The organism is Burkholderia sp. BCC0419 (genome assembly GCF_902830285.1).
GTDB lineage: Bacteria > Pseudomonadota > Gammaproteobacteria > Burkholderiales > Burkholderiaceae > Burkholderia.
Genome location: NZ_CADESR010000001.1, coordinates 2,835,262 through 2,861,646 on the forward strand (window position 1 = coordinate 2,835,262; position 26,385 = coordinate 2,861,646).

The window sequence follows — 26,385 nt, forward strand, 5'->3', positions numbered from 1 at the left end:
TGCTAGACTAGCTAACATCATCTAGCTAACCACAGGATCGACCATGCCGATCGTCAACATGCACGATGCCAAGTCGCGGCTTTCAAGCCTCGTTGAAGCGCTGGAATTGGGGCGGGAATCCGAAGTCGTGATCGCCCGCAATGGTCATCCGGTCGCCCGGATCGTTCCTTACGCCGCGCCGAAGCGGATCGGCGCAGCCCGTCAGTTGCTTGCCGGACTGAACATCCCGACCACCGTCGAAGCATTCAATGCCGGCGATGAATCGATCGCCGCCGACTTCGATGCCAGCTCCGACCAAGGGCTCGCACCGTGAAGCTGCTGCTCGATACGCACATCGCGCTCTGGGCGGCTGAAGGCGCGCCGCAACTTTCGGCAACCGCGGCCGCGTTGATCGAGGATCCCCAGAACACGCTGTACGTCAGTGCCGCATCGATCTGGGAAATTGCAATCAAGTATCGCAAGGGCAACCTCCCCGTTCATCCGCGGGATGCCCGTTCAGCGTTCCGGCTCGCCGGTTTTACGGAGCTGCCGATCAGCAGCGATCACGCGGAGGCGGTCGCCGCGTTGCCGGATTTCCCGGACCATGCCGATCCGTTCGACCGCGTGATGGTCGCGCAGGCGCTACACGAAGGCATGCCGCTCGTCAGTGCCGATCCGAAGGTGTGGCGCTACCACGCCACGCTGATGCTGCGCGCCTGAAGTCGCCCGTACAGTGTTGCAAGTAAAAAGCCCGGCTCGCGCCGGGCTTCGTCATTGCGTCGTTGCGCCGGCTGAAAACGGCCGTCAGCACCTCACTCGAGCGCGCCCGAACCGAAGATCTCGGTGTTCACGCGTTCCGGCGCGACGCCGAGGGAGACGAGCGCATCGCGCTGCGCCTTCATGAACGCGACCGGGCCGCAGATGTAGTAATCGGCGTCCGGCACCAGCGCGTATTGCTTCACGCGCTCCGGCGTGAGGCGCCCTTCGAGGTCGTGATCGACGCCGGCACGATCGTTCGGGCCGACCAGTTCGTACAGCACCGTGCGCTTCACGTTCGCGTGCTCGCGCGCCGCGTCGTTCAGCCAGTCGCGGAACGCATGCACCGCGCCCGAACGACACGCATGAATGAACCGTACTTCGCGCTGGCTGCCTTCGGCGATCAGCGTCGACGCCATCGACATCATCGGCGTGATGCCGACCCCGCCCGAGATCAGCACGACCGGCGTATCCACGTCGCGCTTCAGCGAGAAGTCGCCCATCGGCGCGGTCGCTTCGACGATCGCACCCTCTTCGACGCCGTCGTGCATCAGCGTCGACACCTTGCCGGCCGGAATCACTTCCGGCCTGCCGGCTTCGCGCTTCACCGAGATGCGCAGCCACTGGCCGTGCGGCGCATCGGACAGGCTGTACTGGCGCGGCTGGTCGACGCCCAGATCGCCGACGAAGCGCTTCACCGTGATGTACTGGCCCGGCTCGAATGTCGGCGCGTCGCCGCCGTCGGCGGGCGTCAGGTAGAACGACGTGATCTCGTCGCTTTCACGCACCTTGCGCGCGACCTTGAACGGGCGGAAGCCGCTCCACGCGGCGTTCGCGTACAGGTCGGCCTCGGCGCCGATCATGATCTGCGCGAGCTGGCCGTACGCGACGCGCCACGCTTCGAGCGTGTCGGCATCGACCGCGTCGCCGAGCACTTCGACGATCGACGCGAGCAGGTTCTCGCCGACGATCGGGTAATGCTCGGGGCGGATGTTCAGGCTCGCGTGCTTGTGCGAGATGCGCGACACCGCGCCGCCCAGCGCGCCGAGGTTGTCGATGTTGGCCGCATACGCATAGACGGCCTTCGCGAGCGTCTCGGGCTGGCTGCCGGTCTTCTGGTGCGTCTGGTTGAACAGGTTCTTCAGTTCCGGATGACGCGCGAACATGCGCTGATAGAAATGCTTCGTGATCGTCGCGCCGTGCTCGGCGAGGACGGGGGCGGTGGCCTTCACACGGGCCATCTGGTCAGCGGTGATGTGGGTCATGTTCGTTCTCCTTTAAACATGCACACACAATACATGTTTAAAAGCAAGCGTCCGCCGGGCAAATTGTCGCAGTGCGCAAAAGCGTGACGGAGCGCTAGCGGACGCGCCCGCGCTCCCACAGCACGTCGGCGCCGCCGCCGGCGCGGTTCAGCACGCGCGCTAGCACGAACAGCAGGTCGGACAGCCGGTTCACGTACCGCCTCGGTGCATCATTGAGCGTGTCGCCGCGCCCAAGCGCGACGATCGAGCGCTCCGCGCGGCGGCACACGGTTCGGCAGACGTGCGCGAGCGACGCCGCGCGCGAGCCGGCCGGCAGGATGAATTCCTTCAGCGGCGACAGCGTCGCGTTGTAGTCGGCGAGCCACTGGTCGAGGCGCGCGAGATGCGTGTCGTCGAGCACCGTGTGGCCGGGAATGCACAGCTCGCCGCCGAGATCGAACAGATCGTGCTGGATCGTGACGAGCGCCGTGCGCACGTCGTCCGGCAGCGTCTCGGCCAGCAGCACGCCGAGATTCGAGTTCAGTTCGTCGACGTCGCCGATCGCGGCGATCCGCGCGTCGTCCTTGCCGATGCGCCGCCCGTCGCCGAGCCCGGTGGTGCCGTCGTCGCCCGTGCGCGTCGCGATCTTGCTCAAGCGGTTGCCCATGCGAATGTCCTCTCGTGCGCGGCCGCCACGCGGCCCGGTTGGCTGGAACGCAATTATCGCAGCCCGCGGCGGGAGGCGCAGCGGACGTTACAGCGTAGAATGGGCCGAAAGTTCGACAAGCAGTCAGGAGACATTCGTGAATCACCCTGCCCCGCCGGTCGCCACGCGCCGCCCGCTGCCCCCCGCCATGCTCGATGCGCTGCGCGCCGCTTTCGGCGAGCGCGTGTCGACCGCCGACGCGGTTCGCGCCCATCACGGCCGCGACGAATCCCCGTTCGATCCGCAACTGCCCGACGCCGTCGTGTTCGCGCGCAGCACCGACGACGTGCGCGAAGTCGTGTCGCTGTGCTCGCTCTACAGCGTGCCGCTGATCCCGTACGGCGCCGGCTCGTCGCTCGAAGGCCACCTGCTCGCGGTGCGCGGCGGCGTGTCGCTCGACCTGTCGGAAATGAACCGCGTGCTGTCGATCAACGCCGAAGACCTGACCGTGACGGTCGAGCCGGGCATCACGCGCAAGGCGCTCAACGAAGCGCTGCGCGACACCGGCCTGTTCTTCCCGATCGATCCGGGCGCCGACGCCAGCATCGGCGGCATGACCGCGACCCGCGCATCGGGCACCAATGCCGTGCGCTACGGCACGATGCGCGAGAACGTGCTCGGCCTGACCGCGGTGCTCGCGGACGGCCGCGTAGTCAAAACCGGCTCGCGCGCGCGCAAGTCGTCGGCCGGCTACGACCTCACGCGGCTGTTCGTCGGGTCCGAAGGCACGCTCGGCGTGATCACCGAGATCACGCTGCGCCTGCACCCGCTGCCCGAGGCCGTGTCGGCCGCGATCTGCACGTTCCCGACGATGGGCGACGCGGTCCGCACCGTGATCGAGACGATCCAGATCGGCGTGCCGATCGCGCGCGTCGAATTCGTCGATGCGCTCGCGGTGCGCTCGATCAACCGTCACTCGAACCTGACGCTGACCGAAGCGCCGACGCTGTTCTTCGAATTCCACGGCACCGACGCCGGCGTGAAGGAACAGGCCGAACTCGTGCAGGCGCTCGCCGGCCAGAACGCCGGCCAGGGCTTCGAATGGGCGACGCGCCCCGAGGATCGCACGCGGCTCTGGTCCGCGCGCCACAACGCGTACTTCGCGATGCTGCAGCTGAAACCGGGCTGCCGCGCGGTGACGACCGACGTGTGCGTGCCGATCTCGCAGCTCGCCGCATGCGTCGAGGAAACCGAGGTCGACCTGCGCGCGTCGTCGCTGCCCTGCCCGATCGTCGGCCACGTCGGCGACGGCAATTTCCACGTCGCGATCCTGATCGATCCCGACAAGCCCGAGGAGCTCGCCGAAGCCGAGCACATCAACGACCGGATCGTCGAGCGCGCGCTGCGGCTGGGCGGCACCTGCACGGGCGAGCACGGCGTCGGGCTGCACAAGATGCGCTTCCTGCCGAAGGAGCACGGCGACAACGCGATCGACACGATGCGCGCGATCAAGCTCGCGCTCGATCCGCGCAACCTGATGAATCCGGGCAAGATCTTCACGTGCTGACCCGGCGGCGCGAGCTCGCGCCCCACGCAGGAGACCCTATGAACGCTCCCGTCGAACTGTCGAGCGCCGCACGCGCGCAGCGCCAGCGCGAAGTCGTGCAGGCGCTGATGGCCGTGCTGCCGACGCACTGCCTGCTGTACCGCGACGAGGACACGGCACCGTACGAATGCGACGGCCTGTCCGCGTACCGCCGGCTGCCGCTCGCGGTCGCGTTGCCGGAAACCGAATCGCAGGTGCAGCGGATCGTGCAGATCTGCCGCCGCATGGAAGTGCCGATCGTGCCGCGCGGCGCCGGCACGAGCCTGTCGGGCGGCGCGCTGCCGATCGCGCTCGGCGTCGTGCTGTCGCTCGCGCGCTTCACGCGCATCGTCGAAGTCGACCCGTACGCGCGCACGGCGATCGTGCAGCCCGGCGTGCGCAACCTCGCGATCTCGGAAGCGGCCGCGCCGTACGGCCTGTATTACGCGCCCGATCCGTCGTCGCAGATCGCCTGCACGATCGGCGGCAACGTCGCGGAAAATTCCGGCGGCGTCCACTGCCTGAAATACGGGCTGACCGTGCACAACGTGATGCGCGTGCGCGCGGTGACGATCGACGGCGAGGTCGTCGAATTCGGCTCGCTCGCGCTCGACATGCCCGGTCTCGACCTGCTCGCCGTGATGATCGGCAGCGAAGGGATGTTCGCGATCGTCACCGAAGTCACGGTGAAGCTGATCCCGAAACCGCAGACCGCGCAGCTCGTGATGGCGAGCTTCGACGACGTCATCAAGGGCGGCGAGGCGGTGGCGGCGATCATCGCGTCGGGCATCATCCCGGCCGGGCTCGAAATGATGGACAAGCCGGCCACGCAGGCCGTCGAGGCGTTCACGCACGCGGGCTACGACCTCGACGCGAAGGCGATCCTGCTGTGCGAATCGGACGGCACGCCGGAAGAAGTCGCCGAGGAAATCGTGCGGATGACGGCCGTGCTGCGCGAACACGGCGCGACGCGCATCCAGGTGTCGCGCAATGAAAGCGAGCGGCTGCGCTTCTGGTCCGGCCGCAAGAACGCGTTCCCGGCCGCCGGCCGCATTTCCGCCGATTATTACTGCATGGACGGCACCGTGCCGCGCCGCGCGATCGGCCCGCTGCTCGCGCGCATCGAGCAGCTCGAAACGCGCTACGGGCTGCGCTGCATCAACGTGTTCCATGCGGGCGACGGCAACATGCATCCGCTGATCCTGTACAACGCGAACGATCCGGACGAGCTGCACCGCGCCGAGCAGTTCGGCGCGGAAATCCTCGAATGCTGCGTGGAATTCGGCGGCAGCGTGACGGGCGAGCACGGCGTCGGCATCGAAAAACTCAATTCGATGTGCGTGCAGTTCTCGCCGCAGGAGCGCGATGCGTTCTTCGCGGTCAAGCGCGCGTTCGATCCGGCCGGGCTGCTGAACCCGGACAAGGGCATCCCGACCCGCGCGCGCTGCGCCGAATACGGGCGCCAGCACGTGCGCGGCGGGCTGCTGCCGCACCCTGACCTGCCGCGCTTCTGAGCGGCGCGCGCGGGTCGCGGCCCGCACCGGTGGCCGCGCCGCGGCGGTCTGCCGTGCCCGCGCGGCGCGTTCGCGCGCCGGTGCGAGCATGCCGCATGCGAGACGGGGCTTAGGGATAGTCACGATGTGGAATCGCGCCACCCCGGTACAATCGACCGGACAACGAGACGAGAAAGCAACGGAACATGGAAGAGGACGACATCGTCGCCGGATGGGCCGAGCGTGTGCGCGCCGCCAGCGCCGACGGCCGGCCGCTGCGGATTCGCGGCGGCGGCACCAAGGACTGGTACGGCCAGGCGCTCGAGGGCGAAATACTCGACACGCGCGCGTTTCAGGGCATCGTGTCGTACGACCCGGCCGAACTCGTCGTCACGGTCCGCGCGGGCACGCCGCTCGCGCAGCTTGAAACCGTCCTCGCCGAGTGCGGCCAGATGCTGCCGTTCGAGCCGCCGCACTTCGGCCGTTCGGCCACTATCGGCGGCTGCGTCGCGGCCGGCCTCGCGGGCCCGCGCCGCGCCACCTGCGGCGCACCGCGCGATTTCGTGCTCGGCACCACGCTGATGAACGGCCGCGGCGAAAGGCTGCGCTTCGGCGGGCAAGTCGTGAAGAACGTCGCCGGCTACGACGTGTCGCGGCTGATGGCCGGCGCGCTCGGCACGCTCGGGCTGATGCTCGACCTGTCGATCAAGGTGCTGCCGATGCCCGTCGCCGAAGTCACGCTGAAGTTCGAGATGACCGCGACCGACGCGGTGCGCAAGCTCAACGAATGGGGCGGCCATCCGCTGCCGGTCAGTGCGAGCGCGTGGCGCAACGGCACGCTCGTGCTGCGCCTGTCGGGCGCGGAAGCCGCCGTGAAATCCGCGAAAACGCTGCTCGGCGGCGAAGTCGTCGACGCGGTCGAGGCCGAGCGCTTCTGGTCCGGCCTGCGCGAGCATACCGATCCGTTCTTCAACGGCATCCCGCCCGGCTATGCGCTGTGGCGCCTGTCGCTGCCGTCGATCACCGAACCGATGCACCTGCCCGGCACCCAGTTGATGGAATGGGGCGGCGCGCAGCGCTGGTGGATCACCGACGCCGACGCGCAAACCGTGCGCATGAGCGCGAAGCAGGCCGGCGGCCATGCGACGCTGTTCCGCGCGGGCGACACCTACGACCGCAGCGCGGGCGTGTTCACGCCGCTGCCCGCGCCGATGATGAAGATCCACCGCGGGCTGAAGAGCGCGTTCGATCCCGCGCGCATCTTCAATCGCGGCCGGCTTTACCCCGACCTCTGAGGGATCGATGCAAACGAACCTCGCCGATTTCATTCGCAACACGCCCGACGGCGACGAGGCCGACGCGATCCTGCGCAAGTGCGTGCACTGCGGGTTCTGCACCGCGACCTGCCCGACCTATCAACTGCTCGGCGACGAACTCGACGGCCCGCGCGGACGCATCTACCTGATCAAGCAGATGGTCGAAGGCGCGCCCGTCACGCGCAGCACGCAACAGCATCTCGACCGCTGCCTCACGTGCCGCAGCTGCGAGACGACCTGCCCGTCCGGCGTCCAGTACGGCCGGCTCGTCGAGATCGGCCGCAAGCACGTGGAGGCGCAGGTGGAGCGCCCCGTCCAGCAGCGGCTCATGCGCCGCGTGCTCGCGAGCGTCGTGCCGAACGCCGCGCTGTTCTCGCCGGTGATGCGGCTCGGCCAGCACGTGCGGCCGCTGCTGCCGAAGCGGCTGCGCGACAAGGTGCCGCCGCGCACGCGGCTGCTCGAATGGCCGCACCGCACGCATACGCGCAAGATGCTGATGCTCGGCGGCTGCGTGCAGCCGTCGATGCTGCCGAACATCAACATCGCGACCGCGCGCGTGCTCGACGCACTCGGCATCGAGACGGTCGTCTCGCCCGACGCGGGCTGCTGCGGCGCGATCCGCCTGCACCTGAACTATCACGACGAAGCGCTCGACGACGCGCGCCGCAACATCGACGCGTGGTGGCCCCACGTCGAACAGGGTGCCGAAGCGATCGTGATGAACGCGTCGGGCTGCGGCGTGACGGTGCTCGAATACGCGCACCTGCTGCGCGACGATCCGGCCTACGCGGAGAAGGCGCAGCGCATCGTGTCGCTGACCCGCGACATCTCCGACGTGCTGCTCGCGTTCGAGGCCGAACTCGCGACGATCGCGCGGCGCCGCGCGATCCATACGGTCGCGTACCACCCGCCGTGCACGCTGCAGCACGGCCAGCAGTCGCGCGGCAAGGTCGAGCGCCTGCTCGAAACGCTCGGCATCGACGTGCGGCTGCCGGCCGACAGCCACCTGTGCTGCGGCTCGGCCGGCACCTACTCGCTGACGCAGCCGTCGCTGTCGTACCGGTTGCGCAAGCAGAAGCTGCTGAAGCTGCAGGCGCTCGAACCGCAGATGATCGTGTCCGGCAACATCGGCTGCATCGCGCACCTGCAAAGCGGCACGCAGATTCCGGTCACCCACTGGATCCAGCTCGTCGAGCATTTGCTGTACGGTTAGGGCCTGTTCACGCTAATAGCGGGCTTGCACCGGCCCCCAGAAGGGCCGAGCGCAAGGATTGCGACGAAGCGAATACTCGACGTATTCGCGAGGCGCATGGCGCGGTAAGGCCTCTTCACACGTAACGGGCCGGCGCACGGCGTCCGTATAATGAGCGGATCGATGCGCCTCGTATCGCGGCGCATCGGCTTCATGCCCGTTTCTGCCCGTTTCCGTGCTGCCTCCGTGCCTGCTTCCATGCCCGTCATGTCCGATCTCGCCGCCCGTCTCGACTCCGTTCACCGCCGCATCGCCGACGCCGCCCGCGCGGCCGGCCGCGATCCCGCCACCGTATCGCTGCTCGCCGTGTCGAAGACGTTTCCGGCCGACGACGTGCGCGCCGCGCATGCGGCCGGGCAGCGCGCCTTCGGCGAGAACTACGTGCAGGAGTCGATCGACAAGATCGACGCGCTCGCCGACCTGCGCGCGCGCCTCGAATGGCATTTCATCGGGCCGCTGCAATCGAACAAGACGCGCCCCGTCGCCGAGCGCTTCGACTGGGTCCATTCGGTCGACCGGCTGAAGATCGCGCAGCGCCTGTCGGAACAGCGACCCGCGCACCTGCCGCCGCTCAACGTGTGCGTGCAGGTGAACATCAGCGGCGAGGCATCGAAGAGCGGCGTCGCGCCGGCCGACGTGGCCGAGGTCGCGCGTGCGGTCGCCGCGCTGCCGTCGCTGCGGCTGCGCGGCCTGATGGCGATTCCCGAACCGGCCGGCGACACCGACGCGCAACGCGCGCCGCATCGCGCGCTGCGCGCGTTGTTCGACACGTTGCGCGCCGACGGTCTGCCGCTCGACACGCTGTCGATGGGCATGTCCGCCGATCTCGACGCGGCCGTGCTCGAAGGCGCGACGATCGTGCGCGTCGGCACCGCGATCTTCGGCGCGCGCGATTACGCGCGTTGAACGCCGCGCCCTTTCCGCCTTTCCGTTCACTCACTCGCTCATTCCCGACATCATGAAAATCGCATTCATCGGCGGCGGCAACATGGCCGCGGCCCTGATCGGCGGCCTGATCAAGCGCGGCGTCGCCGCGGACGGCCTGTATGCCATCGACATCAACGAAGACGTCCGCGCGCGCGCCGCGCAGCAATTCGGCGTGCGCACCGGCGCAGCCGTCGACGCCACGCTCGCCGACTACGACGCGATCGTGCTCGCGGTGAAGCCGCAGGTGCTGAACGACGTCGCGCAGGCGCTCGCGCCGCACCTGAAGTCGCAGCTCGTGATCAGCATCGCGGCCGGCATCCGCGGCACCGACCTCGCCCGCTGGCTCGGCGGCTATGCGCGCGTCGTGCGCACGATGCCGAACACGCCCGCGCTGGTCGGCATGGGCGTGACCGGCCTGGCCGCACTGCCGGGCGTCGACGCGGCAGGCCGCGAACTCGCGTCGAGCGTGCTCGGCGCGGTCGGCGAGATCGTGTGGTTCGACGACGAAGCGCAGCTCGACGCGGTCACCGCGATTTCGGGCAGCGGCCCCGCGTACGTGTTCTATTTCATCGAAGCGCTGCAGGAAGCCGCGCGCCGTCTCGGCATGAACGACGAGCAGGGCCGCGCGCTCGCGGTCGCGACGTTCACGGGCGCCGCGCAACTCGCCGCGCAATCGGGCGAACCGGCAAGCGTGCTGCGCGAACGCGTGACGTCGAAGGGCGGCACGACGGCCGCCGCGCTCGCGGCGTTCGACGCGCAGGGCGTGAAGGAAGCGATCGTGCGCGGCGCGCTCGCGGCCGAAGCGCGCGCGAAGGAAATGGGCGACGAGCTCGGCCGCGCGTAAGCGCGACGGCGGCGCCGGCTTGGCCGGCGCCGGATGTAAAAAAAGCGACCGTCAGATCGCTTTTTCGTTGGCGCCGCGCGCACGAACGCGCGGTATGCCGGTGTGTCGTTCAACTGCCGGCCAGCAGGTAATGCGCGGCGATGCCCGCGAACAGCACGCCGCCGAGCCAGTTGTTGTGGCGGAACGCCGCGAAGCACGGCATTCGTTCGCGATCCTTGATCAGCGTGTAGTGATACAGCGCGCAGCCGACCGCCGCCGCCCAGCCGGCCCAGTACGCGAGGCCGAAGCCGAGCGTCACGCCGATCCACACGTAGATGCCGAGCGTCACCGCGTAGCACGCCATCACGGCCGCGACGTCGAAACGGCCGAACGTCAGCGCGGACGTGCGAATGCCGATCTTGATGTCGTCGTCGCGATCGACCATCGCATATTCGGTGTCGTACGCGACCGACCAGAAGATGTTCGCGATCAGCATCACCCACGCCAGCACCGGCACCGTGTCCTGCACGGCCGCGAACGCCATCGGGATGCCGAAGCCGAACGCGATGCCGAGATACGCCTGCGGAATCGCGAAGAAACGCTTCATGAACGGGTAGGAGCCGGCGACGAACAGCGCGACGACCGACAGCTCTTTCGTCAGCGTATTGAGCGGCTGGATCAGCAGGAACGCGATGAACGACAGCCCGACCGCGATCGCGACGGCTTCCCACGCCCGGATCTTGCCCGACGTCAGCGGCCGGTCGGCCGTGCGCTTCACGTGGCGGTCGAAATCGCGGTCGGCGTAATCGTTCATCGCGCAGCCGGCCGAGCGCATCAGCAGCGTGCCGAGCGTGAAGATCACGAGCAGCGGCCAGCGCGGATGGCCGTCCGACGCGATCCACAGCGCGTTGAGCGTCGGCCACAGCAGCAGCAGGCTGCCGATCGGCTTGTCCATCCGGACGAGCCGCAGATACAGGGGAAAGCGGGCAAGCATGGCGAAGCACCGGGAAGAGAATCCCGGCATTTTAGAGCCGAGCGGTGCTTCGCGTCATGTCGGCGCGACCCGCGGCCGACGGTCGCGGCGGGCCGGCTGACTGCCGCGGCCCGCTGCGTGCGGCCGCGCCGCGGCGCCCATCAATCAGGGGACAGACTCAGAGCCGCCGCAGTTCGGGCCGGCCTGCCGTCCCCGGCCGCGCCGGCCTTACGCGAGCAGCGACCGCAGCATCCATGCGGTCTTTTCATGCGTCTGCAGGCGCTGTGTGAGCAGGTCGGCGGTCGGCTCGTCGCTCGCCGCGTCGGCGATCGGGAAGATGTCGCGCGCGGTGCGCACGACCGTCTCGTGCCCTTCGACGAGCTGGCGGATCATCTCCTCGGCGGCCGGCACGCCCTTCGCTTCCGGCACCGACGACAGTTTCGCGAATTCGCCGAACGTGCCGGGCGCGACGACGCCCAGCGTGCGAATCCGCTCGGCGACGGAATCGACCGCGAGCCACAGCTCGTTGTACTGCTCCTCGAACATCAGGTGCAGCGTGTTGAACATCGGCCCGGTCACGTTCCAGTGGAAATTGTGGGTCTTCAGGTACAGCGAAAACGTATCGGCAAGCAGGCGCGACAGGCCGTCCGCGATGTTCTTGCGGTCCTTGTCGCTGATACCGATATTGATCTGCGTGGCGTTGCCTTTCTTGGCCATCTTCGGGACTCCTCATTCGAAAAAATGTTGAACCGGCGAAAATGCGTCGAGCAATCCGCATGCCGCGTCGCGGCATCCGTTCGCGACTCGCCAGTCTAGCGTCGCGAATTCATCGTCGCCCTCGACCGCCCTCAACCGCCGGCGATCGACACGACCGGCGCGAGCGCGTGCAGCGCCTGCGAGACCAGCTCCGCCGCCCCGCCGACGACGATCGCGAAGCCGACGACGTAGCGCGCCAGCTCGACCGGCGATCGCAGAATGGGCGATGCGACGGCACGCATGTTGAGCATCATTTGCGTCATGGTCGTCACTCCTTTGACAAGACATCGTTCAGAGAAGAAACGGCCGGTCGTTGGACCGGCCGCTTCACGTTACTGCGTGACTGCATCACCGCGTCAGGATGCGGCCGGGTTCATGCGAGGTCGAAGCGGTCGAGGTTCATCACCTTGTTCCAGGCCGCGACGAAATCGCGCGCGAACTTCTCCTTCGCATCCGCGCTGCCGTACACCTCGGCCAGCGCACGCAGTTGCGCATGCGAGCCGAAGATCAGGTCGACGCGCGTGCCCGTCCACTTGACTGCGCCCGTCGCGCGATCGCGCCCTTCGAACACGTCGTTCGCGGCCGACACCGGCTTCCATTCCGTGCCCATGTCGAGCAGGTTCACGAAGAAGTCGTTCGTCAGCGTTTCCGGACGATCGGTGAACACGCCATGCTTCGCATCGCCGGCATTCGCACCGAGCACGCGCAGGCCGCCGACGAGCACCGTCATTTCCGGTGCGCTCAGCGTCAGCAGCTGGGCCTTGTCGACCAGCAGCGCCTCGGCCGGCGTCTTGTACGCGCTCTTCAGGTAGTTGCGGAAACCGTCGGCGAGCGGCTCGAGCACGGCCATTGCTTCGACGTCGGTTTCTTCCTGCGACGCATCCATCCGGCCCGGTGCGAACGGCACCGTGATCGCCACGCCCGCGTTCTTCGCCGCCTGCTCGACGCCGGCCGCACCGGCCAGCACGATCAGGTCGGCCAGCGACACCTTCTTGCCGCCCGTCTGCGCGTCGTTGAACGCCTTCTGCACGCCTTCGAGCGTTTCGAGCACCGTCGCGAGTTCGGCCGGGCGGTTCACTTCCCAGTCCTTCTGCGGCGCGAGGCGGATGCGCGCACCGTTCGCGCCGCCGCGCTTGTCCGAGCCGCGGAACGTCGCCGCCGACGCCCAGGCGGTCGACACGAGTTGCGACACCGACAGGCCCGTCGCCAGCACCTTCGCCTTCAGCGCGGCGACGTCGGCGTCGTCGATCAGCGGGTGATCGACGGCCGGGATCGGGTCCTGCCACAGCAGGTGTTCCGCCGGCACGTCCGGGCCGAGATAGCGGGCACGCGGACCCATGTCGCGGTGCGTGAGCTTGAACCAGGCGCGTGCGAACGCGTCGGCGAATTCGGCCGGGTTCTCGTAGAAGCGGCGCGAGATCTTTTCGTAGGCCGGGTCGAAACGCAGCGACAGGTCGGTCGTCAGCATCGTCGGACGATGCTTCTTCGACGCGTCGTACGCATCGGGAATCACCTCGCCGGCATCCTTCGCGACCCACTGGTGCGCGCCGGCCGGGCTCTTCGTGAGCTCCCATTCGTAGCTGAACAGGTGCTTGAAGAAGTCGTTGCTCCACTTCGTCGGCGTCGACGTCCACGTGACTTCGAGGCCGCTCGTGATCGTGTCCTTGCCCTTGCCCGTGCCGAACGTGCTCTTCCAGCCGAGGCCCTGCTGCTCGAGGCCCGCGGCTTCCGGCTCGGGACCGACGTTCGAGGCCGGGCCGGCGCCGTGCGTCTTGCCGAACGTGTGGCCGCCCGCGATCAGCGCAACCGTTTCCTCGTCGTTCATCGCCATCCGCGCGAACGTCTCGCGGATGTCGTGCGCGGCGGCGACCGGGTCGGGGTTGCCGTCCGGGCCTTCCGGGTTCACGTAGATCAGGCCCATCTGCACCGCGGCGAGCGGGCTTTCGAGCTCGCGCTTGCCCGTGTAGCGGCTGTTCGGGCCGCCGCTCAGTTCCAGCCAGATCTTTTCCGAGCCCCAGTAGACGTCGTCCGGTTCCCACGTGTCGACGCGGCCGCCGGCATAGCCGAAGGTCTTGAAGCCCATCGATTCGAGCGCGACGTTGCCGGTCAGGATCAGCAGGTCGGCCCACGAGATGTTGCGGCCGTATTTCTGCTTGATCGGCCACAGCAGGCGGCGCGCCTTGTCGAGGCTCACGTTGTCCGGCCAGCTGTTGAGCGGCGCGAAGCGCTGCTGCCCGCCGCCCGCGCCGCCGCGGCCGTCGGCCGTTCGGTACGTGCCGGCGCTATGCCATGCCATGCGGATGAACAGGCCGCCGTAGTGGCCGAAGTCGGCCGGCCACCAGTCCTGCGACGTCGTCATCAGCGCGTGCAGGTCCTGCTTCACCGCGTCGAGATCCAGCTGCTTGAACGCGTCGGCGTAGTCGAAATCCTTGTCCATCGGATCGGACAGCGCCGAATGCCGATGCAGGACGTTGAGGTTCAGCTGATTCGGCCACCAGTCCTTGTTCGTCGTGCCGCTGCCTGCGGTGTGGTTGAACGGACACTTCGTTTCGTTCGACATGCTTTTCTCCTTGACTTGCTCGTAGGCCCCCACGTGCCGGGCGCGGTTCGTGGAGCATTGCGGGGGGTAAGAAACGGAACAGGCGGGTCCTCCTGTCGTACTACGGGACGTCGTGCGCGGCCCTCGGCACGCGTTCCCGTTGCCACGCGCCGCAGGCGGCGCGCTCGGGGAAGCGGCTGCCGGCAGTCGTCGTGCCGGCGAGGCGGGCGGTTTTTCGGGTATCGGACATGCAATGCTCCCTCATGGCTCGACGGCGGGTGAATCGGGGGAACACAGGACCGGCGTGCGGCGGCACTCATCCGCCATACACACGGTCCGCCAGGTACGCGAACGCAATCGGACGCAGGCCGCGAACCGCCGCCCTGGCGCGATGTACGACCGTGTCGCGCGACGGGATGTTCCGCTGCGCGTGCTGCAATACCGATCGCATCATGACATCCTCCCTTGACGCTTGCATTCAATGTGCATCCCGCACACCGGCTCGACGCCGATCCATGTAGAGGATTCTATCTACATCTATCAATTATTTGAATTTGATAAATTTCATCTATGCGATAGGGAAAAATAAACGGGGTCGCACGACCCCGTTCATCACGCTGCCACACCCGCATGCGCGGGCGCGTCAGTTCATCGTGGCCGGCATGTCGAGCTTCGCGACGCCCGGCAGCGCGCACGCGGCAATCGCGTCGCTGATTGCGTCGATCGCGGGCATCCGCGTGAAGCTCTTGCGCCACACGAGCACCACGCGGCGGTCGGGCACCGGTTCGTTGAACGGCACGTACGACAACAGCTCGGCATCGGGGCCGTTCGCGCGCGGGCCGACCTCGGCGACCGACATCCGCGGCAGCACGGTGATGCCGACGCCGCTCGCGACCATGTGGCGAATCGTCTCGAGCGACGAGCCCTCGAAGGTCTTCTGGATGCCGTCGGCCGTCTGCGAGAAGCGCATCAGTTCCGGACACACGCCGAGCACGTGATCGCGGAAGCAGTGCCCGTTGCCGAGCAGCAGCATGGTTTCCTGCTTCAGGTCCTCGGCGTCGATTTCGTCGCGCTTCTCCCACGGATGGCCGGCCGGCAGCGCGACGACGAACGGCTCGTCGTACAGCGGCCGCACCATCAGGCCGGTTTCGGGGAACGGCAGCGCCATGATCGCGGCGTCGATCTCGCCCTGCTTCAGCAGTTCGAGCAGCTTCAGCGTGTAGTTCTCCTGCAGCATCAGCGGCATCTGCGGGACACGCTGGATCATCTGCTTGACGAGCGTCGGCAGCAGGTACGGCCCGATCGTGTAGATCACGCCGAGGCGGAACGGGCCGACGAGCGGGTCCTTGCCCTGCTTCGCGATCTCCTTGATCGCGAAGGTCTGCTCCAGCACGCGCTGCGCCTGGGTGACGATCTGGTCGCCGATCGGCGTCACGCTCACTTCGCTCGCGCCGCGCTCGAAAATCTGCACGTTGAGCTCGTCTTCGAGCTTCTTGATCGCCACCGACAGCGTCGGCTGGCTCACGAAGCACGCTTCGGCCGCGCGGCCGAAATGCCGCTCGCGCGCGACCGCGACGATGTACTTCAATTCAGTCAGGGTCATTGTGGGTCAATCAGAGATATACAGGCGATAGGTTTAATTTATACACCCTCTGGCACCGGTTCGCCAAGTTTCTCTGCATCGCGATGCGTCGATTAGCGGCTTTCGATCCGGCCCCAAGCCGGTCGATCAGGCCTTCAGGTACTGCTCGCGCGCGCCGAGCCAGCGCGCGAGGTGCTGCGTGACGACCTCGGGATACGCGGCAATCAGCCGCGCCGCGGCCTCGCGGGCCGGATCGATCAGCCAGCCGTCGGTTTCGAGGTTCGCAAAGCGCAGCATCGCCGCGCCCGACTGGCGCGCGCCGAGGAATTCGCCGGGGCCGCGGATTTCGAGGTCGCGCCGCGCGATCTCGAAACCGTCGGTCGTCTCGCGCATCGTCTTCAGCCGCTCGCGGCCGGTGATCGACAGCGGCCCGGTGTACAGCAGCACGCACACCGACGCCGCGGTGCCGCGCCCGACCCGGCCGCGCAACTGGTGCAGCTGCGCCAGGCCGAAACGTTCCGCGTGCTCGATCACCATCAGCGATGCGTTCGGCACGTCGACGCCGACCTCGATCACCGTCGTCGCGACCAGCAGCTGCACTTCGTTGCGCGTGAACGCTTCCATCACGGCCGCCTTGTCGGCCGGCGACAGCCGGCCGTGCACGAGGCCGACCTTCAGTTCGGGCAGCGCCGCGGCCAGCGTCTCGTAGGTTTCGACGGCCGTCTGCAGCTGCAGCGTCTCGCTCTCCTCGATCAGCGGGCACACCCAGTACACCTGGCGCCCGGTCAGCGCGGCCTCGCGCACGCGGGCGATCACCTCCTCGCGCCGCGCGTCGCCGACGAGGCGCGTCAGCACGGGCGTGCGGCCGGGCGGCAGCTCGTCGATCGTCGACACCTCGAGATCCGCGTAGTACGTCATCGCGAGCGTGCGCGGGATCGGCGTGGCCGACATCATCAGCTGGTGCGGCTGAAAGTCGCGCGCGCCGTTGGCGGCATTCGCGGCCTTCGCGCGCAGCGCGAGACGCTGCTCGACGCCGAAGCGGTGCTGCTCGTCGACGATCACGAGGCCGAGCCGCGCGAATTCGACCGTGTCCTGGATGATCGCGTGCGTGCCGATCACGAGCTGCGCGGTGCCGAGCGCGGCCGCCTCGATCGCCGCGCGTTTCTCCTTCGCCTTCAGGCTGCCCGCGAGCCACGCGACCGTGACGCCGAGCGGCTCGAGCCATGCGCGCAGCTTGCGCGCGTGCTGTTCCGCGAGGATTTCGGTCGGGGCCATCAGCGCGGCCTGGTAGCCGGCGTCGATCGCCTGCGTGGCGGCCAGCGCCGCAACGACCGTCTTGCCGCTGCCGACGTCGCCCTGCAGCAGCCGCTGCATCGGGTGCGCGAGCGTGAGGTCGTGCGCGATCTCGTCGACGACGCGCGCCTGCGCGCCGGTCAACGCGAACGGCAGCGCCGCATAGAAACGCGTCGTCAGCGCATCGGTGTCGCTCGCGGTGCGGCGCGGCATCGCGGGCGCGGCGCGCGTGCGGCGCTCCTCGTGCGCACGCTTGAGCGACAGCTGCTGCGCGAGCAGCTCCTCGAACTTGATGCGCGTCCACGCCGGGTGCGAGCCGTCCATCAGCGCGGCTTCGTCGGAATCGACGCGCGGGTGGTGCAGGATGCGCACCGCCTGCTCGAGCGTCGGCACGTCGAGCGGCTTCAGGTAATCGCGCTGGATCTCGGGCGGCAGCAGTTCGGGCAGCGGCGTGCGCTCGACCGCATTCTCGATCGCCTTGCGCAGATACGCCTGCGACACGCCGGCCGTGCTCGGATAGACGGGCGTGAGCACCTGCGGCAGCGGCGCATCCGCTTCGACGACGCGCACGGCCGGATGCACCATCTCCATCCCGAAGAAGCCGCCGCGCACGTCGCCGCGCACGCGCAGCCGCTGGCCGACGGCCATCTGCTTGACCTGCGAGCCGTAGAAATTCAGGAAGCGCAGCACGAGCTGCTCGCCGTCGTCGTCCTGGATCTTCACGACGAGCTGGCGGCGCGGCCGGTACGCGACCTCGTTGTCGAACACGACGCCTTCGGTCTGCGCGATGCCGCCGGGCAGCAACTCGCCGATCGGCGTGAGCGTGGTTTCGTCCTCATAGCGCATCGGCAGATGCAGCACGAGATCGATCGAGCGCGTGAGGCCGAGCTTCGCGAGCTTGTCGGCGGTTTTCACCGGCTTGTCGGCGGCCGGCTTCTTCTTGCGTTTCGCGCCGGATGCGCCGGGCGCGTCCGCTTCGTCGCCGCCCGCGCCCGGTTCGACGTTGGGCGCGGCGGCCGCGGGCTGCGCGAGCCGCCCGTCGGCGCCGCGCTTCGGGCCGGCGCGGCGCGCGCCGGAGCCCGATGCGGACGGCGCGGACGAGGCGGCATCGTCCGCGTCGAACGGATCGGCGGAATCGGCAACGGCAGCGGGGGAACGGCGTGGTGACACAGGCATCGGATCGTCTGGGTGCTTCGCAAGGCAAGTACAATAGCGGCTTTCACGTCGTCCGAACGAACGACGCCGGCCAGGCCGCGCATCCCGTCATCATAGCGGCTCGCGCGCCCCGATTACGCGTTTCCGCCCTGCCGGCGACGCCCGCCGGCCGCTTCGAACCAGCCCGCATGTTCACGCTTTCCGATTTCGATTTCAATCTGCCGCCCGAGCTGATTGCACAAACCGCGCTGCCCGATCGCACCGCGAGCCGCCTGCTCGAGGTCGACGGCAGCGTCGCGCCCGCGCGCCTCGTCGACCGCCGTTTCGCCGAGCTGCCGTCGTGCATCGCGCCCGGCGACCTGCTCGTGTTCAACGATACCAAGGTGCTGAAGGCGCGTTTCTTCGGCCAGAAGGCCAGCGGCGGCAAGATCGAGGTGCTGATCGAGCGCGTGACGGGCACGCACACGGCGCTCGCGCAGATCCGCGCGAGCAAGTCGCCGGGCGCCGGCACGACGCTGCGCCTGGCCGACGCGTTCGACGTGACGGTCGGCGAACGCGTCGAGCCGTTCTTCACGCTGCACTTTCCCGCGCCGTGCCTCGACCTGATCGAGCAGTACGGCCGCCTGCCGCTGCCGCCGTATATCGAGCACGATCCCGATTCGACCGACGAAACGCGCTACCAGACCGTCTACGCGAGCAATCCGGGCGCGGTCGCGGCGCCGACGGCCGGGCTGCACTTCGACCAGCCGCTGCTCGACAGGCTCGATGCGATGGGCGTCGAGCGCGCGACGCTGACGCTGCACGTCGGCGCCGGCACGTTCCAGCCGGTGCGCGTCGACAACATCGCCGAGCACAAGATGCACAGCGAGTGGTACGACCTGCCGCAGTCGCTCGTCGACAAGATCGCCGCGACCCGCGCGCGCGGCGGCAACGTGATCGCGGTCGGCACGACGTCGATGCGCGCGCTCGAAGCCGCGGCGCGCGCCGCCGATGAAGCGGGCCGCCCGCTCGCGGCGGCGCAGGCCGAGACCGACATCTTCATCACGCCCGGCTACCGTTTCCGCGTGGTCGACCGGCTCGTCACGAACTTCCACCTGCCGAAATCGACGCTGCTGATGCTCGTGTCCGCGTTCGCGGGCGTCGAGACGATTCGCGCCGCTTACCGGCACGCGATCGACGAACGCTACCGCTTCTTCAGCTACGGCGACGCGATGCTGCTCACGCGGCGCGACACGCCGGAGGCGCCGCGCGCGTAAGCGCGGCAGGTGCGACGGCCCGCGCGCCAGCACCGCGCGGCCGCCGTTGCACCGAAGCGCCCCGTTTTTCCGTGTGCGCGCTACGCTCGTGCGCACCCGCTTTTCCCCGCCGCCGGGCTTCCGGCGGCGTTTCCAACATGCGCCGGACTGTTTTCCGGTAGCGAGGAGAACAACACGATGACCGAAGGTTCATCCCACGATACGCACGCTCCCGTGCAGGACCGCCCCGCCAACGGGCTCGAATTCGAACTGCTGACGACCGACGGCCATGCACGCCGCGGCCGCGTGAAGCTCAACCACGGTGTGGTCGAAACGCCGATCTTCATGCCGGTCGGCACGTACGGCACCGTGAAGGCGATCCAGCCGCGCGAGCTGCACGAGATCAAGGCCCAGATCATCCTCGGCAACACGTTCCACCTGTGGCTGCGCCCGGGCCTCGACACGATCGACGCGCACGGCGGCCTGCACGGCTTCATGGGCTGGAACAAGCCGATCCTGACCGACTCGGGCGGCTTCCAGGTGTTCTCGCTCGGCGACCTGCGCAAGATCACCGAGGACGGCGTCACGTTCGCGTCGCCGATCAACGGCGACAAGCTGTTCCTGTCGCCGGAAGTGTCGATGCAGATCCAGAAGGTGCTGAACTCCGACGTCGTGATGCAGTTCGACGAGTGCACGCCGTACGCGACCAACGGCGTGCCGACGACGCACCAGGAAGCGGCCGACTCGATGCGCATGTCGCTGCGCTGGGCGAAGCGCTCGCTCGACGAATTCGACCGGCTCGGCAACCCGAACGCGCTGTTCGGGATCGTCCAGGGCGGGATGTTCGAGGACCTGCGCGACGAATCGCTCGCGGGCCTCGCGGAACTCGGTTTCCACGGCCTCGCGATCGGCGGGCTGTCGGTGGGCGAGCCGAAGGAAGACATGATGCGCGTGCTGCGGCACGTGGGCCCGAAGCTGCCGGCCGACAAGCCGCACTACCTGATGGGCGTCGGCACGCCGGAGGACCTGGTCGAGGGCGTCGCGAACGGCATCGACATGTTCGACTGCGTGATGCCGACCCGCAACGCGCGCAACGGCTGGCTGTTCACGCGCTTCGGCGACGTGAAGATCCGCAACGCGACGCACAAGAATTCGCTGAAGCCGCTCGATGCGACCTGCACCTGCTACACGTGCCAGAACTTCTCGCGCGGCTACCTGCATCACCTGCACCGGGTCGGCGAAATCCTCGGCGCACAGCTCAACACGATCCACAACCTGCACTACTACCTGCAGCTGATGAGCGAGATCCGCGACGCGATCGAAACGCATACGTTCGACGCGTTCCGGCAGCGCTTCGCGGAGGATCGCGCCAGAGGGGTCGACTGACGGGCCGGCGGGCGGCCCGCCCCATAGGACACGACCTAAAAGAAATCGATATCCGATGGGACACGCACCAAAAAAACCGATCCAACCGCCGGATCGGGCCATCAAACATTACAATTGCCTTTCCAAACAAGCCGCAACGGTATCGGTTCGCGCTTTAACAGCTTGATCCGAAAGCGCATTTGCCGCGCCGTTTGCGCATGGGGCCGGTGGTAGAATAACCGGCTTATTTTTCGATCTTCCCCTACGGAGAGACCAACGTGCCGTTCATTTCCAATGCCTTCGCGCAAGGTGCCGGTGGCGCCGAATCGAGCCTGATGAGCTTCCTGCCGCTCATCCTGATGTTCGCGGTGCTGTACTTCATCATGATCCGTCCGCAGATGAAGCGCCAGAAGGAACACCGCAACATGCTCGCGGCCATGGCGAAGGGCGACGAAGTCGTCACGAGCGGCGGCCTCGTCGGCAAGGTGACGAAGGTCACCGAAGGCTACATCGGCGTCGAAATCGCCGAAGGCACCGAAATCACCGTGCAGAAGGCTGCCGTCACGACCATTCTGCCGAAGGGCACGATCAAGTCGCTGTAAGGCTTATACCGAGCGTCCGGCTCCCCGCGCCGTGCCCGCCTGAGAGAGCGGGCCGCCGCGGCGCCGGACGCGACGCTTTCACGCCAACCACCCGTTCGGCCCCCTCATGAATCGTTATCCACTCTGGAAATATGTCGTGATGGTCGTGGCGCTCGCCATCGGCCTTCTGTACACATTGCCCAACTTCTTCGGCGAAGCGCCGGCGGTGCAGGTGTCGAGCGGCAAGGCCACGGTCAAGCTCGACTCGACCACGCTGACCCAGGTCGAATCCGCGCTCGCGTCCGCGCAGATCACGCCGGACGACGTCACCTTCGAGAACACGGCGACCAGCGCGAACATCCGCGTGCGCCTGAAGGACACCGATACGCAGTTGCGCGTCAAGGACCTGCTGCAGAAGTCGCTGAACACCGATCCGAACGATCCGCAGTACGTCGTCGCACTGAACCTGCAAAGCGCGTCGCCGCGCTGGCTGACCGCGCTGCACGCGCTGCCGATGTATCTCGGCCTCGACCTGCGCGGCGGTGTGCACTTCCTGCTCCAGGTCGACATGACGGGCGCGCTCACGAAGAAGCTCGACTCCGACGCGTCCGACGCGCGCACGCTGCTGCGCGACAAGAACATCCGCGACGGCGGCGTGAGCCGCGTCGACCAGTCCGTGGTCGTCAACTTCAGCGATGCGCAGACGGCGGAAGACGCCCGCAAGGTGCTCGCCGCGTCGGTCACCGAATTGCAATGGGCGACCCAGCCCGGCGGCGGCGGCACGCAAGTCGTCGGCACCTTCACGCCGGCCGTGCAGAAGTCCGTCGAGGACGCCGCGCTCAAGCAGAACCTGACGACGCTCCACAACCGCGTGAACGAACTCGGCGTGTCCGAGCCGATCCTGCAGCAGCAAGGCAGCGACCGCATCGTCGTCGAACTGCCGGGCGTGCAGGACACCGCGAAGGCGAAGGACATCATCGGCCGCACCGCGACGCTCGAGGCGCGCCTCGCCGACCCGATCAACACGCACCCGAACCCGAACGACCCGGTGCCGCCGGGCGAGGAGCTGTTCACGCAGGGCAACCAGGCGCCCGTGCTGCTGAAGAAGGACGTGATCTTCACCGGCGACCGCATCATCGATGCGTCGGCCGGCTTCGACGAACACCAGCGTCCGTCGGTCAACATCCGCCTCGACTCGGCGGGCGGCCGCTCGGTGCGCACGGTGTCGCGCGAGAACATCGGCAAGCCGATGGCGATGGTGCTGTTCGAGAAGGGCAAGGGCGAAGTGCTGACGGTCGCGACGATCCAGTCCGAGCTCGGCGACCGCTTCCAGATCACGGGCCAGCCGACGCCGCAGGCCGCGGCCGACCTCGCGCTGCTGCTGCGCGCCGGTTCGCTCGCCGCTCCGATGGACATCATCGAGGAACGCACGATCGGCCCGAGCCTCGGCGCGGACAACATCAAGATGGGCGTCCACTCGGTGATCTGGGGTTTCTGCGCGATCGCCGTGTTCATGATCGCGTACTACATGCTGTTCGGCGTGATCTCGGTGATCGGCCTGTCGGTGAACCTGCTGCTGCTCGTCGCCGTGCTGTCGCTGATGCAGGCGACGCTGACGCTGCCGGGTATCGCGGCAATCGCGCTCGCGCTCGGCATGGCGATCGACTCGAACGTGCTGATCAACGAGCGCGTGCGTGAAGAACTGCGCGCCGGCCAGCCGCCGCAGCTCGCGATCCAGGCCGGCTACGCGCATGCGTGGGCGACGATTCTCGACTCGAACGTCACGACGCTGATCGCCGGCCTCGCGCTGCTTGCGTTCGGCTCGGGCCCGGTTCGCGCGTTCGCGATCGTGCACTGCCTCGGCATCCTGACGTCGATGTTCTCCGCGGTGTTCTTCTCGCGCGGGATCGTCAACCTCTGGTACGGCGGCCGCAAGAAGCTGAAATCGCTCGCGATCGGCCAGGTGTGGAAGCCGGAAGGCGCCGCTGCCGCCGCATCGTTCACCGACGCGGACGAATCGACCGACACCGCGCGCGCCGCGAAGCTCGCCGCCCCGGCGAAGGGCAACGCGCCGCGCGCCGGCAAGCCGCAGCTGCGCAACCGCGCGCAGCAAGGCGTGTCGCCGAAGAAACCGGGCTCGACCCAATAAGGCCCCGGAGACGAAGCCATGGAATTTTTCCGCATCCGTAAAGACATTCCGTTCATGCGGCACGCGCTGGTGTTCAACGTGATCTCGCTGGTCACGTTCCTCGCCGCCGTGTTCTTCCTGCTCCACCGCGGGCTGCACCTGTCCGTCGAATTCACCGGCGGTACGGTGATCGAGGTGCAGTACCAGCAGGCCGCGCAGCTCGAGCCCGTGCGCGCGACGCTCGGCAAGCTCGGCTACGCCGACGCGCAGGTGCAGAATTTCGGCACGTCGCGCAACGTGCTGATCCGCCTGCAGCTGAAGGAAGGCCTCACGTCCGCGCAGCAGAGCGACCAGGTGATGGGCGCGCTGAAGGCGCAAAGCCCGGACGTCACGCTGCAGCGCGTCGAGTTCGTCGGCCCGCAGGTGGGCCGCGAGCTCGCGACCGACGGCCTGCTCGCGCTTGCGTGCGTCGTGATCGGCATCGTGATCTACCTGTCGATCCGCTTCGAATGGAAGTACGCGGTCGCCGGCATCTTCGCGAACCTGCACGACGTCGTGATCATTCTCGGCTTCTTCGCGTTCTTCCAGTGGGAGTTCTCGCTGGCGGTGCTCGCGGCGATCCTCGCGGTGCTCGGCTACTCGGTCAACGAGTCGGTCGTCATCTTCGACCGGATCCGCGAGACGTTCCGCCGCGAACGCAAGATGAGCGTGCAGGAAGTGATCAACCACGCGATCACGACCACGATGTCGCGCACGATCATCACGCACACGTCGACGGAAATGATGGTGCTGTCGATGTTCTTCTTCGGCGGCCCGACGCTGCACTACTTCGCGCTCGCGCTGACGGTCGGCATCATGTTCGGCATCTACTCGTCGGTGTTCGTCGCGGGCTCGCTCGCGATGTGGCTCGGCATCAAGCGCGAAGACCTGATCAAGGACAAGAAGACCGCGCACGATCCGGACGATCCGAACGCCGGCGCGCAGGTTTAAGCGCCACGCCGTTTCGGCGTCGAAGCAAAGCCGGCCCGTTTGGGCCGGTTTTTTTATGCGCGGGCCGCCGTCGTGCGGCACGCAAACGGCTCGACCGGCGCCGTCGCGGGGGTCGGCTACAATCGTCACCGCCCTGCTCCGTCGCATGCCGGCCGCGCGCCGGCCGGGCAAGCCCCTCGCCACCCGTCCGAACGTGCGGTCCCGATGATGCCTCCCATGCGTGTCGTTCGTCGCCTCGCCGTCTGCGCAGCCGCCGCGGCCGCGTTCCCGTATGCGCCGCTCGTCGGTGCGCAACCGGCATCCGCGCCACTCGCCGCTTCGCTGCCAGCCGCTTCACCCGCCGTCGCTTCGCCTGCCGCCGCCCAACCGCCGTCGCCCTGCCCGCCCGACTGGGAGCCGCAGCTCTGCGAACTGAAAGCGGCCGTCGAAGTGCTGAAGAAACAGCACCTGACCGACGTCGACATCGGCGCGCTGCTCGACGCCGCGACCCACGACGGAATCAAGACGCTGCCGTACGCGCGCTTCTTCAACGCGAAGGAAGAGCAGGAACGGCGTAACGACGAGCAGCGCGCGCGTGACGGCACGCCGGGCATCGGGATCGTGTTCGAGACGCGGCCCGACGGGCTGCACATCATCGACGTGATTCCCGACGCGCCGGCCGAAAAGGCCGGCGTGCGGCCCGACGATCTCGTCGTCGCGATGAACGACAGGAGCGTCGTCGGCATCGACGGCGGCGAGCTGATGAAACTCGCGAAGGGCGACGCGGGCGTGCCGCTGAAGCTCACGGTACAGCGCGGCCCGAAGCATGCGGTGCTGAGCTTCGCGCCCGTGCGCGCGATCGTCAAACCGCATCCGGCGACCGCGAAGCGGCTCGACGGCGACATCCTGTACACGCGGCTGTCGAGCTTTCCGGAGCCGGCGGTCGGCGACTATATCGACGCGGTGCAGGCCGCGCGTCGTGCGGGCCCGCCGGTGAAACAGATGATCCTCGACCTGCGCATCAACGGCGGCGGCGCGCTCAATGCGGCGATCGGCATCACCGCGCTGTTCGCGGGACGCGACCGCACCGCGATGGTGACGGTCGATCGCGGCGACACGCACCGCCGCCGCTACACGACCAACTGGCCCGACTACGAACTGCCCGTCATGCACGGGCAGGATCCGCTCGCGCCGCTGCAGGCCGACGACTGGTGGCGCACCGTGCCGCTCGTCGTGCTCGTCGACGGACAAAGCGCGTCGGCCGCCGAAGCGACCGCGGCGGCGCTGAAGGATCTCGGCCGCGCGACACTGCTCGGCATGCCGACCTACGGGAAAGGGCTCGCGCAGACGGGCGTCGACCTGATCGACGGCACACGCCTGAATTTCACGTTCGCGCGCAACCTGCGGCCGAACGGCTGCCCGATGGACGGCTACGGCGTCGTGCCGGACTGGCTCGTGCCGCCGCGCCGCGATTCGGACGTCGACGGCGTGCTGCTGTGGTACCGGGAAGTCGATCTCGCCCGCGCGCCGTATGCGGACCGGCAGGCGCCCGACCCGTTCGCGCAGGTGCGCAAGGCGCGGCAGAAGCTGCGCGAGCAGCGCGTGCGCGCGAAGATCGATACGGCGAGGAGCGCGGCGCTGCCGCAGCGCGCATTCGGCACGGCCGCCGACTGGCAGCTTCGGCAGGCGCTCGCCGCGCTCGCGGGGCGCCCGGTCCGGACCGTCGCCGCGCCGCCGCAACTGATGCCGGCGCAGCCGGTGTGCAAGCGCGGCGGCGACTGACGCGCC

The 26,385-nt window shown here is 68.0% G+C and carries 23 protein-coding genes; 14 read left to right on the forward strand and 9 right to left on the reverse strand.

Translation table 11 applies throughout. The annotated features are described in order from the left end of the window. Positions 1 to 43 precede the first annotated feature (43 nt). Positions 44 to 313 (forward strand): type II toxin-antitoxin system Phd/YefM family antitoxin, encoded by a 270-nt coding sequence (locus tag HWW87_RS12750; RefSeq protein WP_175820522.1) that lies wholly within the window; start codon positions 44 to 46, stop codon positions 311 to 313. Continuing rightward, entirely contained in the window at positions 310 to 699 is a 390-nt protein-coding gene (locus tag HWW87_RS12755; RefSeq protein ID WP_175820523.1) for a type II toxin-antitoxin system VapC family toxin, read from the forward strand. Before HWW87_RS12750 ends, HWW87_RS12755 begins: the two co-directional genes overlap by 4 nt. Before the next feature lie 92 nt (positions 700 to 791). On the opposite strand, the gene hmpA is transcribed toward HWW87_RS12755, so the two are convergent. Together hmpA and HWW87_RS12765 are read right to left on the reverse strand one after the other, a co-directional pair. Beyond that, positions 792 to 2,000 (reverse strand): NO-inducible flavohemoprotein, encoded by a 1,209-nt coding sequence (hmpA, locus tag HWW87_RS12760; RefSeq protein ID WP_175820524.1) that lies wholly within the window; start codon positions 1,998 to 2,000, stop codon positions 792 to 794. 94 nt (positions 2,001 to 2,094) lie between these two features. Continuing rightward, positions 2,095 to 2,646 carry a cob(I)yrinic acid a,c-diamide adenosyltransferase gene (locus HWW87_RS12765; protein WP_175820525.1) on the reverse strand — a complete coding sequence of 184 codons (552 nt, stop codon included), beginning with the start codon at positions 2,644 to 2,646 and terminating at the stop codon, positions 2,095 to 2,097. 136 nt (positions 2,647 to 2,782) lie between these two features. On the opposite strand from HWW87_RS12765, the gene HWW87_RS12770 reads away from it, so the two are divergent. From HWW87_RS12770 to proC, 6 genes are all read left to right on the forward strand, one after another. Next, complete coding sequence (locus HWW87_RS12770; RefSeq protein WP_175820526.1) at positions 2,783 to 4,192, forward strand: FAD-linked oxidase C-terminal domain-containing protein; 1,410 nt, start codon at positions 2,783 to 2,785, stop codon at positions 4,190 to 4,192. Between the two features lie 38 nt (positions 4,193 to 4,230). Next, positions 4,231 to 5,724, forward strand: coding sequence for an FAD-linked oxidase C-terminal domain-containing protein (locus tag HWW87_RS12775; protein WP_174388777.1), 1,494 nt, complete (start codon positions 4,231 to 4,233; stop codon positions 5,722 to 5,724). Between the two features lie 185 nt (positions 5,725 to 5,909). Further along, complete coding sequence (gene glcE / locus HWW87_RS12780) at positions 5,910 to 6,998, forward strand: glycolate oxidase subunit GlcE (protein ID WP_175820527.1); 1,089 nt, start codon at positions 5,910 to 5,912, stop codon at positions 6,996 to 6,998. Between the two features lie 7 nt (positions 6,999 to 7,005). Next, positions 7,006 to 8,232 (forward strand): glycolate oxidase subunit GlcF, encoded by a 1,227-nt coding sequence (gene glcF / locus HWW87_RS12785; protein WP_174388775.1) that lies wholly within the window; start codon positions 7,006 to 7,008, stop codon positions 8,230 to 8,232. Positions 8,233 to 8,478: 246 nt separating this feature from the next. After that, a complete protein-coding gene (locus HWW87_RS12790; protein WP_175820725.1) occupies positions 8,479 to 9,177 on the forward strand; it encodes a YggS family pyridoxal phosphate-dependent enzyme in 699 nt (232 codons plus the stop codon). 52 nt (positions 9,178 to 9,229) lie between these two features. Continuing rightward, positions 9,230 to 10,042 (forward strand): pyrroline-5-carboxylate reductase, encoded by an 813-nt coding sequence (gene proC, locus HWW87_RS12795; protein WP_175820528.1) that lies wholly within the window; start codon positions 9,230 to 9,232, stop codon positions 10,040 to 10,042. Positions 10,043 to 10,151: 109 nt separating this feature from the next. On the opposite strand, the gene ubiA is transcribed toward proC, so the two are convergent. The 7 genes from ubiA to recG all read right to left on the reverse strand — a co-directional run bounded on the left by ubiA (position 10,152) and on the right by recG (position 18,340). Further along, the gene (gene ubiA, locus HWW87_RS12800) at positions 10,152 to 11,015 is read right to left on the reverse strand and encodes a 4-hydroxybenzoate octaprenyltransferase (protein ID WP_175820529.1); all 864 of its coding nucleotides are present in this window, start codon (positions 11,013 to 11,015) and stop codon (positions 10,152 to 10,154) included. A 207-nt stretch (positions 11,016 to 11,222) separates the two neighbouring features. After that, positions 11,223 to 11,711, reverse strand: coding sequence for a non-specific DNA-binding protein DpsA (gene dpsA / locus HWW87_RS12805; protein WP_174388771.1), 489 nt, complete (start codon positions 11,709 to 11,711; stop codon positions 11,223 to 11,225). A 131-nt stretch (positions 11,712 to 11,842) separates the two neighbouring features. After that, complete coding sequence (locus tag HWW87_RS12810; RefSeq protein WP_175820530.1) at positions 11,843 to 12,013, reverse strand: hypothetical protein; 171 nt, start codon at positions 12,011 to 12,013, stop codon at positions 11,843 to 11,845. Positions 12,014 to 12,123: 110 nt separating this feature from the next. Next, positions 12,124 to 14,310, reverse strand: a complete 2,187-nt coding sequence (gene katG / locus HWW87_RS12815; RefSeq protein WP_175820531.1) for a catalase/peroxidase HPI — start codon at positions 14,308 to 14,310, stop codon at positions 12,124 to 12,126. 100 nt (positions 14,311 to 14,410) lie between these two features. Then, a complete protein-coding gene (locus tag HWW87_RS37415; protein ID WP_279608012.1) occupies positions 14,411 to 14,539 on the reverse strand; it encodes a hypothetical protein in 129 nt (42 codons plus the stop codon). 393 nt (positions 14,540 to 14,932) lie between these two features. Beyond that, positions 14,933 to 15,892, reverse strand: coding sequence for a LysR substrate-binding domain-containing protein (locus tag HWW87_RS12820; protein WP_175820532.1), 960 nt, complete (start codon positions 15,890 to 15,892; stop codon positions 14,933 to 14,935). A 126-nt stretch (positions 15,893 to 16,018) separates the two neighbouring features. Next, the gene (recG, locus tag HWW87_RS12825; RefSeq protein ID WP_175820533.1) at positions 16,019 to 18,340 is read right to left on the reverse strand and encodes an ATP-dependent DNA helicase RecG; all 2,322 of its coding nucleotides are present in this window, start codon (positions 18,338 to 18,340) and stop codon (positions 16,019 to 16,021) included. Between the two features lie 167 nt (positions 18,341 to 18,507). Here recG and queA point away from each other — a divergent pair, with 167 nt between their 5' ends. From queA to HWW87_RS12855, 6 genes are all read left to right on the forward strand, one after another. Next, the gene (gene queA / locus HWW87_RS12830; RefSeq protein ID WP_175820534.1) at positions 18,508 to 19,575 is read left to right on the forward strand and encodes a tRNA preQ1(34) S-adenosylmethionine ribosyltransferase-isomerase QueA; all 1,068 of its coding nucleotides are present in this window, start codon (positions 18,508 to 18,510) and stop codon (positions 19,573 to 19,575) included. Positions 19,576 to 19,752: 177 nt separating this feature from the next. Next, positions 19,753 to 20,940 (forward strand): tRNA guanosine(34) transglycosylase Tgt, encoded by a 1,188-nt coding sequence (tgt, locus tag HWW87_RS12835; protein WP_175820535.1) that lies wholly within the window; start codon positions 19,753 to 19,755, stop codon positions 20,938 to 20,940. A 257-nt stretch (positions 20,941 to 21,197) separates the two neighbouring features. Continuing rightward, positions 21,198 to 21,521, forward strand: coding sequence for a preprotein translocase subunit YajC (gene yajC, locus HWW87_RS12840; protein WP_006476868.1), 324 nt, complete (start codon positions 21,198 to 21,200; stop codon positions 21,519 to 21,521). A 106-nt stretch (positions 21,522 to 21,627) separates the two neighbouring features. Beyond that, positions 21,628 to 23,649: a protein translocase subunit SecD gene (gene secD, locus HWW87_RS12845; protein ID WP_175820536.1), complete on the forward strand. Its 2,022-nt coding sequence runs from the start codon at positions 21,628 to 21,630 to the stop codon at positions 23,647 to 23,649. 18 nt (positions 23,650 to 23,667) lie between these two features. After that, on the forward strand, positions 23,668 to 24,618 hold the full coding sequence (gene secF / locus HWW87_RS12850) for a protein translocase subunit SecF (protein WP_175820537.1): 951 nt from the start codon (positions 23,668 to 23,670) through the stop codon (positions 24,616 to 24,618). A gap of 216 nt (positions 24,619 to 24,834) precedes the next feature. Then, a complete protein-coding gene (locus tag HWW87_RS12855) occupies positions 24,835 to 26,379 on the forward strand; it encodes a S41 family peptidase (protein ID WP_175820538.1) in 1,545 nt (514 codons plus the stop codon). The last annotated feature ends 6 nt before the right edge of the window (positions 26,380 to 26,385 follow it).

Excerpts from the sequence above, each read along its gene's own strand:
- secF (WP_175820537.1), top strand. The coding sequence starts at position 23,668 with ATGGAATTTTTCCGCATCCGTAAAGACATTCCGTTCATGCGGCACGCG.
- HWW87_RS12775 (WP_174388777.1), top strand. The coding sequence starts at position 4,231 with ATGAACGCTCCCGTCGAACTGTCGAGCGCCGCACGCGCGCAGCGCCAG.
- HWW87_RS12765 (WP_175820525.1), bottom strand. The coding sequence starts at position 2,646 with ATGGGCAACCGCTTGAGCAAGATCGCGACGCGCACGGGCGACGACGGC.
- glcF (WP_174388775.1), top strand. The coding sequence starts at position 7,006 with ATGCAAACGAACCTCGCCGATTTCATTCGCAACACGCCCGACGGCGAC.
- HWW87_RS12790 (WP_175820725.1), top strand. The coding sequence starts at position 8,479 with ATGTCCGATCTCGCCGCCCGTCTCGACTCCGTTCACCGCCGCATCGCC.
- HWW87_RS12855 (WP_175820538.1), top strand. The coding sequence starts at position 24,835 with ATGCGTGTCGTTCGTCGCCTCGCCGTCTGCGCAGCCGCCGCGGCCGCG.
- katG (WP_175820531.1), bottom strand. The coding sequence starts at position 14,310 with ATGTCGAACGAAACGAAGTGTCCGTTCAACCACACCGCAGGCAGCGGC.
- tgt (WP_175820535.1), top strand. The coding sequence starts at position 19,753 with ATGACCGAAGGTTCATCCCACGATACGCACGCTCCCGTGCAGGACCGC.
- dpsA (WP_174388771.1), bottom strand. The coding sequence starts at position 11,711 with ATGGCCAAGAAAGGCAACGCCACGCAGATCAATATCGGTATCAGCGAC.
- HWW87_RS37415 (WP_279608012.1), bottom strand. The coding sequence starts at position 14,539 with ATGTCCGATACCCGAAAAACCGCCCGCCTCGCCGGCACGACGACTGCC.
- HWW87_RS12750 (WP_175820522.1), top strand. The coding sequence starts at position 44 with ATGCCGATCGTCAACATGCACGATGCCAAGTCGCGGCTTTCAAGCCTC.
- glcE (WP_175820527.1), top strand. The coding sequence starts at position 5,910 with ATGGAAGAGGACGACATCGTCGCCGGATGGGCCGAGCGTGTGCGCGCC.
- ubiA (WP_175820529.1), bottom strand. The coding sequence starts at position 11,015 with ATGCTTGCCCGCTTTCCCCTGTATCTGCGGCTCGTCCGGATGGACAAG.
- proC (WP_175820528.1), top strand. The coding sequence starts at position 9,230 with ATGAAAATCGCATTCATCGGCGGCGGCAACATGGCCGCGGCCCTGATC.
- recG (WP_175820533.1), bottom strand. The coding sequence starts at position 18,340 with ATGCCTGTGTCACCACGCCGTTCCCCCGCTGCCGTTGCCGATTCCGCC.
- hmpA (WP_175820524.1), bottom strand. The coding sequence starts at position 2,000 with ATGACCCACATCACCGCTGACCAGATGGCCCGTGTGAAGGCCACCGCC.
- secD (WP_175820536.1), top strand. The coding sequence starts at position 21,628 with ATGAATCGTTATCCACTCTGGAAATATGTCGTGATGGTCGTGGCGCTC.
- HWW87_RS12820 (WP_175820532.1), bottom strand. The coding sequence starts at position 15,892 with ATGACCCTGACTGAATTGAAGTACATCGTCGCGGTCGCGCGCGAGCGG.
- queA (WP_175820534.1), top strand. The coding sequence starts at position 18,508 with ATGTTCACGCTTTCCGATTTCGATTTCAATCTGCCGCCCGAGCTGATT.
- HWW87_RS12810 (WP_175820530.1), bottom strand. The coding sequence starts at position 12,013 with ATGACGCAAATGATGCTCAACATGCGTGCCGTCGCATCGCCCATTCTG.